This is a genomic window from Aquibaculum sediminis, from assembly GCF_040712085.1.
In the GTDB taxonomy this organism is placed as follows: domain Bacteria; phylum Pseudomonadota; class Alphaproteobacteria; order Kiloniellales; family DSM-21159; genus Aquibaculum; species Aquibaculum sediminis.
In genome coordinates this window covers 96,388-108,405 of the sequence record NZ_JBFCVK010000001.1, presented here as the reverse complement: position 1 = coordinate 108,405, position 12,018 = coordinate 96,388, and the positions used below count along the sequence as shown (strand labels likewise).

At 56.9% G+C, this 12,018-nt stretch carries 14 protein-coding genes; 9 read left to right on the top strand and 5 right to left on the bottom strand.

What is annotated here, in order from left to right; genetic code table 11:
• The first annotated feature begins 39 nt into the window (after positions 1 to 39).
• The gene (locus tag ABZ720_RS00510; protein WP_366552697.1) at positions 40 to 501 is read left to right on the top strand and encodes a hypothetical protein; all 462 of its coding nucleotides are present in this window, start codon (positions 40 to 42) and stop codon (positions 499 to 501) included.
• Positions 502 to 1,088: 587 nt separating this feature from the next.
• Here ABZ720_RS00510 and ABZ720_RS00505 read toward each other — a convergent pair.
• The 3 genes from ABZ720_RS00505 to ABZ720_RS00495 all read right to left on the bottom strand — a co-directional run bounded on the left by ABZ720_RS00505 (position 1,089) and on the right by ABZ720_RS00495 (position 3,945).
• On the bottom strand, positions 1,089 to 2,366 hold the full coding sequence (locus ABZ720_RS00505) for a TRAP transporter large permease (protein ID WP_366552694.1): 1,278 nt from the start codon (positions 2,364 to 2,366) through the stop codon (positions 1,089 to 1,091).
• On the bottom strand, positions 2,363 to 2,875 hold the full coding sequence (locus ABZ720_RS00500) for a TRAP transporter small permease (RefSeq protein ID WP_366552692.1): 513 nt from the start codon (positions 2,873 to 2,875) through the stop codon (positions 2,363 to 2,365). The genes ABZ720_RS00505 and ABZ720_RS00500 overlap by 4 nt, the downstream gene beginning before the upstream one ends.
• A 92-nt stretch (positions 2,876 to 2,967) precedes the next feature.
• Positions 2,968 to 3,945 (bottom strand): TRAP transporter substrate-binding protein, encoded by a 978-nt coding sequence (locus ABZ720_RS00495; protein ID WP_366552690.1) that lies wholly within the window; start codon positions 3,943 to 3,945, stop codon positions 2,968 to 2,970.
• 169 nt (positions 3,946 to 4,114) lie between these two features.
• Between ABZ720_RS00495 and ABZ720_RS00490 the strand changes: the two genes are divergently transcribed.
• Positions 4,115 to 5,203, top strand: coding sequence for an isocitrate/isopropylmalate dehydrogenase family protein (locus tag ABZ720_RS00490; protein ID WP_366552688.1), 1,089 nt, complete (start codon positions 4,115 to 4,117; stop codon positions 5,201 to 5,203).
• Between the two features lie 5 nt (positions 5,204 to 5,208).
• On the top strand, positions 5,209 to 5,544 hold the full coding sequence (locus ABZ720_RS00485; protein ID WP_366552686.1) for a putative quinol monooxygenase: 336 nt from the start codon (positions 5,209 to 5,211) through the stop codon (positions 5,542 to 5,544).
• 135 nt (positions 5,545 to 5,679) lie between these two features.
• Here ABZ720_RS00485 and ABZ720_RS00480 read toward each other — a convergent pair whose 3' ends face one another.
• On the bottom strand, positions 5,680 to 6,366 hold the full coding sequence (locus tag ABZ720_RS00480; RefSeq protein ID WP_366552684.1) for a GntR family transcriptional regulator: 687 nt from the start codon (positions 6,364 to 6,366) through the stop codon (positions 5,680 to 5,682).
• Between ABZ720_RS00480 and ABZ720_RS00475 the strand changes: the two genes are divergently transcribed.
• Entirely contained in the window at positions 6,359 to 6,604 is a 246-nt protein-coding gene (locus ABZ720_RS00475) for a hypothetical protein (protein WP_366552683.1), read from the top strand. The genes ABZ720_RS00480 and ABZ720_RS00475 overlap by 8 nt on opposite strands.
• Here the strand turns inward: ABZ720_RS00475 and ABZ720_RS00470 are convergent.
• Positions 6,599 to 7,249, bottom strand: coding sequence for a GntR family transcriptional regulator (locus ABZ720_RS00470; RefSeq protein ID WP_366552681.1), 651 nt, complete (start codon positions 7,247 to 7,249; stop codon positions 6,599 to 6,601). The genes ABZ720_RS00475 and ABZ720_RS00470 overlap by 6 nt on opposite strands.
• Before the next feature lie 281 nt (positions 7,250 to 7,530).
• Between ABZ720_RS00470 and ABZ720_RS00465 the strand changes: the two genes are divergently transcribed.
• The 5 genes from ABZ720_RS00465 (at position 7,531) to ABZ720_RS00445 (ending at position 11,745) form a co-directional block, all read left to right on the top strand.
• A complete protein-coding gene (locus ABZ720_RS00465; protein ID WP_366552679.1) occupies positions 7,531 to 8,274 on the top strand; it encodes an acetoacetate decarboxylase family protein in 744 nt (247 codons plus the stop codon).
• Between the two features lie 110 nt (positions 8,275 to 8,384).
• The gene (locus tag ABZ720_RS00460; protein ID WP_366552677.1) at positions 8,385 to 9,128 is read left to right on the top strand and encodes an acetoacetate decarboxylase family protein; all 744 of its coding nucleotides are present in this window, start codon (positions 8,385 to 8,387) and stop codon (positions 9,126 to 9,128) included.
• A gap of 113 nt (positions 9,129 to 9,241) precedes the next feature.
• Positions 9,242 to 10,105, top strand: coding sequence for a transporter substrate-binding domain-containing protein (locus ABZ720_RS00455; protein ID WP_366552675.1), 864 nt, complete (start codon positions 9,242 to 9,244; stop codon positions 10,103 to 10,105).
• Positions 10,106 to 10,107: 2 nt separating this feature from the next.
• Positions 10,108 to 10,977 carry an amino acid ABC transporter permease gene (locus tag ABZ720_RS00450; RefSeq protein ID WP_366552673.1) on the top strand — a complete coding sequence of 290 codons (870 nt, stop codon included), beginning with the start codon at positions 10,108 to 10,110 and terminating at the stop codon, positions 10,975 to 10,977.
• Positions 10,978 to 11,745, top strand: a complete 768-nt coding sequence (locus ABZ720_RS00445) for an amino acid ABC transporter ATP-binding protein (RefSeq protein WP_438264059.1) — start codon at positions 10,978 to 10,980, stop codon at positions 11,743 to 11,745.
• Positions 11,746 to 12,018 lie beyond the last annotated feature (273 nt).

Here is a 12,018-nt window from a genome sequence, read left to right as displayed (position 1 = left end):
GGAGTTGGAAGCATTTACAGGCGAAGCGGAAATTTCTTCATGAGCTACCTGAAGAAGGCGGCATACTGCGGCACGGGTGCGGCGTTTGCGTCGCTTTGTACCATTGCCTTACTGGCGCGCTACGAAGGTCGCGATCCCCTGCAACCTATCAATGCCACCAGCCATGTTCTCTGGGGCCCGCAAGCCGCGGCACGCAGTTGGCGTGATAAGAGGCACACTCTCGCTGGCCTCCTGATCAACGTAGGATCTGGTTACTTTTGGGGCGCAATATGTGCGCTCGGCACGTTGAACCGGTCAAAACCCAGCGGAGCCGAGATTGTTGGTTCCGCTTTGATCACATCGTCGATTGCAGGAGGCGTGGACTATCTATTCGTGCCTAAGCGCCTTCGGCCCGGGTGGGAATTGTCGCTCGAGGCACGGCATGTGGCGATCGCAATTCTTGCGATGGGAGCCGGACTGGCGGCTGGCGGATTTGCCGCGCGTGAAGTCGACAGGCGTTGATAGGCGGATGGTGCAAAGCCTTCGAAGCTGGCGTCAGTCTATCGGTCGAAGCCTTTTGTGTAGCCACCGTCAACCATGAACAGTCTGGCTGCATAACGGGTTTCGGACTGGTTAGCCAGGGAGTGAGGTGGCACGGGCATTGAACGTGCATTCAATGTGCTTGTTGCCCGAGCACCTGAGATCAAGCAGGAGCAAGACGGACGATGGAGCAAGCGCAAGTGCAGAACGCCAATGTCTTTTGGCTGAACAGCGTTGCGTCCCGCAGTCACGCCGTCTTGACAGACACCATATCAGTGGACGTTGCCATTGTCAGCGCGGGAATGGCTTGCTTGCATTGTGCTTGCTTGCATTGTGCTTGGGCCCTTAAGAATGCCGGCCTGCGGATCGCACTCTGGCCGACAATGTGCGCATCTTTGAGCATAGCCGCGTGGTAAACATCAAAACTGGCAGTCCCTGCCTGCTGGAGGTGAACGCCTGTGCGGTGCGGGCTGGATGCGTGGTGGTGTCCACTCAAATGCCGATCGTCAGCGTAGGGCACTACTTTGCGAAGGCTTTCCCCTTCGCTCACGTGGTCGCAGCTGCGCCTCTTAGCCCATGAACCCAAAGGCTTTCGGGAGGAAGAGCGAGACCTCCGGCACCACAGTAATGAGCAGCAGCACTGTCACCAGCACCATGAAGAAGGGCACCAGGGCCCGCATCAAGACGATCGGCGATATCCTCGCCACTTCACTGACCGCAAATAGGCAAAGACCGACCGGTGGCGTGATCAACCCCAGCATCAGATTGAGCACCATAACGATCCCTAGGTGAACCGGATCGATCCCCATTGCCATGGTGATCGGCATCAGGATCGGCGTCAGCATGATGATGACTGCCGGTGCTGCCATGAAGCAGCCGAGGATGAGCAGCACAACGTTCAGTGCCAGCAAGAAAGCGATGGGGCTCGGCGTCCAATCAATGATCATTGCGGCCAGGTGCATCGGAACCTGCTCCATAGTCAGCAGCCAGCCGATGAACGCGGAAACGGCAATGATAAAAAGAATATTGGCAGCCCCAAGCATGCTCTCATAGAGTACCTGCGCGACATCCTTCAACTTTATCGAACGATACACCACGAGACCCAGGACCAGTGCATATAGCACAGCGAAGGCACCAGCCTCCGTGGGTGTGAAAATACCTCCCCAGATGCCGCCCACAATGATGATGGGCGTTAGAAGCGGTAGAAACGCATCGGCTGCCGCTCGAAGGGTCGCTCGCAGCTGGGCTCTATCTCCCCCACCGTATCCGCGTCGCTTCGAGATCACATAGACCACGATCATCATGGCAAGTCCCATGATGACCCCCGGCAGCACTCCGGCGACAAACAGGGCGCCGATGGACGCGCCGGACGTGACGCCGAAAATTACCAACGAGATCGACGGGGGCAGTATGGGAGCCACCGTGGTCGAAGCAGCCGTCACTGCAGCAGAGAAGGGCACGTCGTATCCCGCCTGCTTCATCGCCCTTATTTCAATGCGACCAAGCCCCACGGCGTCTGCCACGGCTGAACCGGACATTGAGGCAAAAAGCATGCTCGAGACAACGTTCACGTGACCCAGGCCGCCGGTCAGGTGGCCGACGAGACAGTTGGCAAGTCGGAAGATTCTGTCCGTGATGCCCGTGCGGTTCATGAGTTCCGCGGCGAGGAGGAAGAACGGGATGGCCATCAAGGCAAAGTTGTCGATGCCGGTTGCAACGCGCTGAGCCGCGATGATCTGGTCGACGCGACCGGTCACTGCCAGATAGATCAGCCCAACCGCCACCATCGCAACGCCAATAGGAATCGTCAGCGAGATCATGGCCAGTAATGCGGCAAAGTAAGTCACGCTGCGTCCTCGCTGATCACTGAGGTGTTGGCAGGCTCATTTCGCTTGAAGCGGTCGAAATCAATTAAGGAATTCATAATCATTGATGCACCAGCGAGTGCAGTGCCAACTGGAAGACTGAGATAGATCAAAGCATATGGAATCTGTAGCGCCGAAGATGTTTGGGTTCCAGCTAGCAAGACGAGGTCAATGCCAAGCTTTGCCAGCCACACTAGCATTACTCCGGAAAGGAAATTTGCTAAGCCAGAAAGCATATGGACGCCCCTGCTTGGAAGAATCAAAAGCAAAGCGTCCACCGATAGAAGTTTGCGCTGAGAGGCGAGGATTCCGACAGCCAGGAATGCCCACCAAACCATCATTATGCGCGCGAGTTCTTCGGTCCAGCCAAGAGGGTAGTTAAAAAAGTATCGAAACAGGACCTGAGCAATGGCCGCAACGACCATAATGACAGCGGCCCCAATCACGATCCATCGAGAGAAGGTCTCAAAATACCGAGCAATCAGCAGCATCGATCACCTGACGTTGAATAATGGAACTGATTGAGGGCGGGCTGGCGCGGGATAAGGCGCGCGCATGCGCTTTATCCCGCGCGTGGCTGAGGTCAACGTGATCCGAGCGCAACCGCCTCGTCATAGGCGTCGCGGCCGAAGACATCCATGTACTGCTCATGTACCCCGCGAGAGGCTTCCACGAAGCCCGAAATGTCTGGGTTCTCGATGATTTCCATACCTTCCGCGCGCAGCTTATCGAGGAGTTCCGCGGCGCCTTCGGCATTCTTCTGGGCTAGATAGTCTTGCGCTTCCTTGGCGGCTTCCTGCACCACCGCTCGCTGCTCGTCCGTCAGCGAGTCCATAAAGTTCTTTGATGCAACAAAGAAGAAGCCCGAGCGCATATGATTGGTCAAAGACAAGTAGTCAGCAACTTCGTGAATCTTCCAGTGGTACATGACCTCAACTGGGTTCTCCATCCCGTCGATCATGCCCAGCCGCAATGCCATGTAGAAGTCAGCGGCAGGCATCGGCGCCGGTTCAACGTTATAGGCGCGCCACGTATCGGTGTAGACCTGAATATCTGGCACACGCACCTTCAAGCCGCTCAAATCTTCGATGCTATTCACGGGCTGGTTTCGGGTGGTCAAAATCCGCGGGTTGCGCTGAAAGAAGCCGAGCATTTCGAAGCCGAGTTCCTCCGCCATTTCCGCTGCCCATCCTTGAGCACGATCGCTCTCGATGAAAGCTGACAAGTGCTCTTCGTCATTCCAGAGAAACGGCATGTCGATGATCGACCATGCAGGGTAGAAGTTTGCTACGATGGATCCAACCAGCGCCAGTTCCGTAATGCCTGCTTGTGCCTGCTCAACGAGTTCTCGCTCACCCCCGAGGGTAGAGTTCGGGTAGATGGAAACGGATATCTCGCCGTCGGTGCCTTCGGCAACCCGCTCGGCGAAGAGTTCGAGCGACTCATGACGAGGGTCTTCAGGCGGCGCCAGATGCCCGAGCTTGGCTTCGATGGCGAGCGCAGGCGTTGCCAGCATGCCGATGGCGCCAATCAGCGCTGCGGTCTTGGTTAGGTGTCTCACAGCTGTCCTCCCTTGGGAAACTTTGTATGCATTAATGCGCGCACAAGAGTTCATCAATGTCAATCGTATGGCCTCCAGAGTAGCGGCATTTTAGCTTGAGAATGCTGTCTATGCATGCGTCAATGCATACGTAACGCAGGCATGAGCAGTGAGGTGCTGAGAGGTGAGTATGAACGATTTGGAAGTGGTTGTGTTGCCGGGCGATGGCATCGGAATCGAGGTGATGAAGGGCGCTCTCACGGTGCTCGATGCAGTAGAGCGGCGATTTGGCTTCAAGACCGTTCGGCACCAGTACAATGGGGGCGCCGCCTACTACCGAGAGACCGGACAGGTGCTTGAGGAAGGCGCGTTTGAGGCATGCCGAGAAAACGGCACGATTCTGTTCGGTGCCATGGGGTTACCGGATGTGCGCTACGAGGATGGCACCGAGATTGCGCCGCACCTCGATATGCGGCGAGAATTCGGACTCTACGCCGGTGTGCGTCCTGTTCGCCGCCTGCCACGGACCCCGACGGTGCTGGCAGACGAGCGCTCCGCGAACGTCGACTTCGTTGTGATTCGTGAATCGACCGAGGGGCTCTTCTACTCTCGCGGAAAAGGATACGTGGAAGAGGATCAGCGGGCCTATGAAACCCTGATGATTTCTCGCGCCACCTCCGAGAAATTGTTCGATTTCGCCTTCAAGCTGGCTGAGCGCCGCCAGGCGCGGCGCCAGCGTGCCCCGCGGGTCACCTGCGTCGATAAGTCGAACGTCTTTGTTGCCATGGCTTTCTTCCGGAAGATCTTTCAGGAACGGGCCCGGCACTTTCCAGACGTAGCGGTCGATTGCCATTATGTGGATGCCACGGCCCTCGATCTGATCCGCAAGCCTTGGGAGTTCGATGTTCTCGTCATGGAGAATATGTTCGGTGACATTATCTCGGATCTAGCCGGTGGTATCGTGGGCGGTATGGGCTTGGCGCCATGTGCCGAGATCGGCTCGGACCATGCACTGTTTCAGCCGGCACATGGAAGTGCGCCGGACATCGTCGGCAGGGGCAAAGCCAACCCGACCGCGATGCTGCTCTCAACCGCCATGATGCTCGACTGGCTGGGCGAGCGCCATTCCGAGGAAAGGCTCTGTGAAGCAGCGGTGGTGCTTGAGGAATCTGTCGACGCCGCCTATGCAAACGCCGTGCTGCCGGCCGAGTTCGGCGGTCCCGACGGCACAGAGGCAATCGTGCGCGCCGTAATCGACGAAATCGAGCGCAAACAATAAAGAATATGAGTTGGGGGAAAGACCTGATTACCTGCTTTGTCATACTTGTGGAGTTTTCCGTTCAGACCGGCCAAGACGAGGCTTTCGAGAAGTATGTAGTCGAGAATGCCGAATCGTCAAAAAGGGACGAGCCTGGCTGTCTCGTATTCGATGTGCTGCACAACGAAGGAAGCGAGTACGCCTTCATGCTCTACGAGGTCTACAAGGACAAGGCAGCTTTCGAGAGCCACAAGGCCTCCCCTCACTTTGCCAAGTTCGATCAGGCCGTGAAGTCCATCGTCACAGACAAAAGGGTAGTCGAGTTGCGCCCACTCAACCCGCCTCATGCCGCGATCGACTGAGGCGGGCTCCGCATAAAGCAGGTCAGCGCCGCTCCCTGTTAACAAGAACGGCAGGTTGATCCGGATCGGATTCACGCGTTAATTTTGACGCCCTGTGGCTCAGAGTGGCGCGTGCCGGCCCGCCAACGCGGCGAGTTAGAAAGGCTGCGGCCCGCCGCGCAGCAGAGAGACGAGCATCCGGCCGGCCCTGATGCGGTGCTCGGTATGAATGCGTGCAGCCTCTTCAGGCTTGCCCTCCTCGATCGCCTCAACGAGCGCAAGATGGTCTCTATTAGAGTCCACCGGCTTGGGGCGAAGATGTAGCGTTTGCATGCGCACCCGATAGGTTTGATCCCAGTATCTCAGAACCAAATCACGCAGACGCTTGTTCGACGAAGCATTTAGCAGCGTCTCGTGAAAACGCTCATCAGCTCGGGCCCAAGCCATCAGGTCATCATCGCCAAGAGCCTGGTCCATGTCTGCAACAGATTTTCGCAGAGATCTGAGGGTTTTCTCGGACAAGCCCTCCCGCGCAATTCGTGCGGCAGTGGACGATTCTAGCGCAGTGAGTATCTCGTAGATCTCTTCCATGTCATCGGCAGATATGGGCAATACCCGCATGCCATGACGCGGGCGGACCTCCACGATGCCTTCCTTTGAGAGGCGGATCAGGGCCGAATGGATTGGCGTCCGACTCATGCCGAGCATCCGAGCGAGTTCCTGCTCCAGCAAGACGGTTCCGACCGGCATTTCATTGTCCAAGATGCGGCGGCGGAGCTCCTGGTAGGCCCTTTCTGAAAGTGAACGGCGTTGGGGCCGGGGAGGCGGCGCGTCAATGGTCATGGAAAAGCTTGCCCATTCCGCTGCGGGTGTGAAGGTGCACTGGTTGCAAGAGTACCATCGGCGAAAACTCGGGCAGGTCAGGCGCGTGACTGTATCATGCCCACAGGCAGCAGCGCACGCAGAAGGCTTCGGTTTTTTGGAGTTGCCGGTGGTGTGCGATTGGCTGGAGCCCAACATTGCTCGCAAATGGACAGCCGCACAGCGATACGATATGGGCACTCTTAATGAACAGTTATGACAGCATTTCGCGAAGCATATCGGAATGCTCGGCAACCGCGCTGCTCAAGAGCTGCCGAGCTTCCAATGCATCTCCCGCAGCAATTGCCTCAGCCACCGGCCGGAGATCAATTGGCCCGATGGCGGTTCGGCTCTTCTGGCGGCGACAGAAATACCAGAGGCGCCGAGCAAGATTGAGATGGGTTTCCAGAATGGGCTGCAGGAAGGAGTTCCTCGCCATATTGTAAACCAGCATCCGGAACTCCGCATCGCCCGTGATTTTCCCATGTGATGTAGTTTCAAGGACAAGCCTATCCGCTATCTGAATTAGGGCGTCGCTTTCTTCCTTCGTCGCGCGTTCAGCCGCTAGCGCAGCAGCAAGTCCCTCCAACTCGTATCTTACTTCCTTAATTGCCTGTTGATCGGTGATGACGATCTCTGCCGCGAAGATTCCCCGGCGAGGGTAGATCGTTACTAAGCGTTCGTGCTCAAGCCGTCGTAGCGCCTCACGGATTGGGGCGAGCCCCATGCCGAGTTGTGCACTGAGTATGCGTTCGTTGAGGGGCTGCATGGGCTCGAACTCCAGCGTCACCAACGCATCACGCAGCCGGATATAGGCTTGATCGCTCAACCGCCGCCCACTCGTTCCTATTGTTGTTTCGTTCATTCATACATCCTATTCGAGACAGAAGCCGAGAGTGCGCCCAGCTCACTCCTCGCCTCCCTGTAACATCCTGGAGTGGCGATCCGGTACCATTCGTGAAACGACTGCTGCCGAACCACCTTCCTCCACTTCATCTCTTTCCGCCAGGAGCTCTTGACAGGCAAGGGCCAATTGCGATTACATTGTGCTGAAATGTTAGTGCGATGGTAAAATAAGGGGTAGCCGTCGGACGGAGCGCATAAGGAATCAACCCCAGATATAAGCTGCATTCAGCGGGAGGAAGCGTGAAGAAAAATTACAACATAAACGAGTATTTCAAGTTCCTTGGGTATTACCCGTCGGACTACACTCCGATATGTAAGAACATGAGAACTCTGACGGTTTATGTTCGCGGTGATCGAAAGCAGCTCGACCAGCTGCTTGAACCTACACCGTTCGTCTTGAATGACGACCGCTTCGTGGTTTCGATTGCCGACTTCCGAAACCAGTCGCATTTTTCCTTCTTCGATGCGGCCGTTCTCCTACCCGTGCGCTTCGGCGAGGTGGAAGGCAGCACTTACTACTTCGAGTACGAAGACGACCATCAGACCGTTGCGTCTGGGCGCGAAAAGTGGGGCTACCCCAAACAGTTCGCTCATATCAGCCTGGATGACGATGCCGGTGGCGCACGGGGGAGTGTTACGCTGGGCGGCGAAACGATCTTCCGGGTCGCAGTCGACTTTGACGAGCAGACAGACAAGGGCGCCTGGCAGGGCTACAAGACCTACCCGCATCTGCAAGCCCGCGCTATCTCGGAAATCTACGGGCCGTCGTTCAGTCAGTTCGACATAATAAGCCGCGACACCAGCAAGGATTACGAACTCCTGGAGACAAGGATTGGTAGGGCCTCCGTAGAGTTCTCCGGCGCCATCGGAATCGGTGGCCAAAATTTGACGATCGTAGAAGTATTGGGCGGAGAGTACGCCGTGGGAAACTTCGCCTCCACTCGCGAGAATGGTCGCGCCCGAGTCATCGATTCCCTGGTCTAATCCAATCGAAATGGCGGCGATCAATCCGTTCTTCTGATCGCGCGATCGAGAAGTTCACCGCCGTTCCCGCACGAATTGCTTGCGCAGATTCATTGTGAAAGTAGCGTTCCATGTCCCAACCGGTTCTAGAGACAATCCCGCACCGCAGTCCCTTGTATAAGCCCCTTCCGAGGCTTTACGCTAAGTTTGAGAAGATTAGTGTCATCTGCCGCGCCCCCGAAGAAGGGGTCAAGCGCGCCTTGCCCCATCCTCTGGCCTACGTCTCGGATATCATCGAGGTGTTCGTCTACAGATGCCCGGAGGTGCACGACCTTTCGGCGCCTGAGGCGGGGCCGCGCAGCTACATCGAAAGCGGCATCGCGCTCCAGGCTGCCTTTGAAAGCGCACAAGGCGGTCACGTGGCGTATGAGTATGTCACCACCGACGACGCCATGGCGCCTGGACGCGAGATCTGGGGCTACCCAAAGAAGATGGCTGAAGTTGATTGGAAGCACGAAGGTAACACCATCTCGTCCAGAACCCTTCGCCGTGGTAGTTCACTAATTGACCTCGAGTTCACCCAGGGGTCCTGCACCTACGACAAGCCGGTTCTGCAGCCTCGACTGCAAATCAAGCGCATCCCGAGCGCGGACGGTAATGGATACGACGTCCATCAGGTCATTCAGAACAAGCTTAGCAGTTGGAGCCTGCTCGAAACGGTCAGTGGCACCGCACAGGTGGCGCTTGGCGGAGTGCCGAACATGGATCCTTTGTTCGAACTAGGCCCGCTTGAAGTTCTCGGCGCCGAAAAGATTCGGGCAGAGTTTGAGCTGAGCTACGGCGAAATTCTCAAGGATCTGAATAGAGCCGGTTGAGGTACCTCCTCAACCTTACCGACCATTGCCCTCGCACTCACCGGTCCGAAGTGTCGTTTGCAACAAACTGACACGAGGGATCAGTGGTAACTTTCAAATGGAGGAAACCCACCATGCCCTGTATCTTCTTGCAGCGTAGCTGTCGCGCCCTGGCTGCAACTTCTTTGCTTTTTCCCCTTTTCACTTATGGGGCCGCTGCATCTGCCAATGATGATGTTGTTCAAGACCTCGCGGTGATGGTGCCGGATGAGTATAAGGATGGACTTGTTAGCGTCTACGATCCCCAGTACCCGCCGAGCTACTTCATCGACGAAGATGGCAAGATGGTTGGCTATGTGCTTGACTTCCAAGAACAGATGGCAGCCAAGCTGGGTGTTGAAAGCCGCGCGGAACAGGCCAAGTTCGCCGGCATTATCCCGGGAATTCTGGGTGGCCGGTACCACACCTCCTATTTTCATGACACGCCGGAACGTCGCGAGAGGATGGACTTCGTCGATGTTCACCAGACTGGAACTGTGGTGATGGTTCAGGCTGGCAACCCGGATGATATCGACCTTCACGAACTTTGCGGTCATGTCGTTGGAGTCACTGCCGGCGCTCACCAGCAACTTGAGTTGATGCCGATGCTGCAGGAGGAATGCGCAGAGCAAGATCAGCCTCCCATTGAAGAGTTGGCCTTCTCCGGTCTGAATGAGGGCAGCCTTGCTGTTCGTACTGGGCGGGCCCAGGCGTGGCTGGGCGATGCCCCCTCTGTCGGCTACATCATCAAGCAGACCGACGGTGTCTTCGCAACAACTCCAACGCCCTATCTCACCGGCTACTCTGGCTTTGCCTTTAAAAAGGGTGACCCTATGGCCCTAGCGTTCAAGGAAGCTCTTGGTGCATTGATGGAAGACGGTAGCTACATGCAAATTCTGGAAGATTGGAACATGGCTGAAACGGCGCTGGATGCGCCGCTGCTTAACGGGGAGCCATGAGGTTGTCGAGCCAGAGGAATGCCCCGCCGCACGATGCGGCGGGGCGACCGGGCAAAGCAGAGTGGAAGATCGTCCGCCGGCCGAACTACGGCCGGTGGACGGTAGACGCGGCAATTGTGCTTTTCGTCGGCGCTCTGGCTTGGCTGAGCGTCATGAACCCGAACTTTCAGTGGGATGTGGTAGGGAAGTACTTCTTCCATCCGGCCGTACTTTCAGGATTGAAGACGACCCTGATGCTGACCGTCCTTGCCATGATCGCAGGCAGCATGATCGGCGTCATCGTGTCCCTGTTCTTGCTGGCGAACGGCAAGCTGCTGTCGGCATTCGCAGCGGCTTACATATGGCTTTTCCGCGGAACCCCCCTGCTGGTGCAGCTGATTTTCTGGTTTAATATCTCCGCACTCTATCCGCAGATAGCAATCGGCCTTCCCGGCGGGCCCTACCTCTTCTCCTTTTCCGGCAATGCGATAACCCCATTTATGGCTGCGTTTCTCGGTCTCGCTTTGCACGAAGGCGCCTATATGGCGGAGATTGTCCGAGGCGGCATTCTGGCTGTGGGTCGGGGGCAGAGCGAGGCCGCAGTTTCGCTGGGTATGACCAAGCTCAAGGCGTTCTGGCGCATTACCCTGCCGCAGGCGCTACGTCTGATCGTACCGGCGACCGGCAATCAAGTGATCCTGATGCTGAAGACGACGTCCCTGGTAAGCGTCATCGCGCTGCCGGAACTGCTCTATTCCGTGCAGAACATCTACGCCAGAACATTTGAGGTGATCCCGCTGCTGATCGTTGCGAGCCTCTGGTACCTGCTCATGTGCTCGGTCCTGTCCATCCTGCAGTACTTTCTAGAGCGTAGACTTGGAAGGGGGTTCTAGGTGAGCGGGGAAACGATGGTGCTAGCCGAAGGCGTGACCAAGAGCTTCGGTAAGCTCGAGGTCCTCAAGGGCATCGATCTGCAGGTTGGCCGAGGAGAAGTGGTTTGCCTTATCGGCCCCTCGGGCTCGGGGAAGTCCACCTTCCTTCGCTGCATAAACAACCTAGAAACCATAACTTCTGGATGGCTTTCCGTAGATGGCGAGCTGGTGGGCTATAGACAGGAAGGCAACCACCTGATCGAACTGCGTGAACGCGAAGTCGCGTCCAGGCGCGCTCAGATCGGGATGGTCTTCCAGCACTTCAACCTCTTCGCCCACAAGACGGCCATAAGGAACGTAATGGAAGGGCCGGTCGCAGTTCGCGGGATGACCAAGTTTGCCGCACGGGAACTTGCGGAAATGCTGCTCGAAAAGGTTGGGCTTAAGGAGAAAGCGAATGCCTATCCCAGCCAGCTTTCCGGTGGACAGCAACAGCGAGTGGCGATCGCACGTGCCATGGCCATGGAACCGAAGCTGCTGCTGTTCGATGAACCCACCTCGGCTTTGGATCCAGAGCTGGTCGGCGAGGTTCTGGAGGTTATGCGCGACCTGGCGCGAAACGGCATGACGATGGTGGTGGTTACACACGAAATGAATTTCGCCCGCGACGTGGCTAATAGGATCGTCTTTATGGATGGCGGCTTAGTTGTTGAGACTGGTGCTCCCAAGCGCGTTCTCGGAGCTCCCGAGAGCGAAAGATTGCGCGATTTTCTCGCTAACGTTGGTTAGACTAGAAAGTATCGCACGCACGCTAGGGGCGATGATGCGGTCGATCTCCTCGATGGGGATTTCTGGCTTTGTCAGGGCGATCTGCCGATCCTTCGGCACGCCGGGCCTGGACCATGCGTTCGGGATCGTCTGCCCAGGTCTCCGGCAGGAACAATCGCAGTCCCACCATCACCGGTCCGAGCGGGCTGCATCCCGAACGCCGCTGCCGATGAAATGATTCAACTGGTCATAGCTCACGGTATCGGTGCGTGCCGCCATCGGCTGGATGCTCTT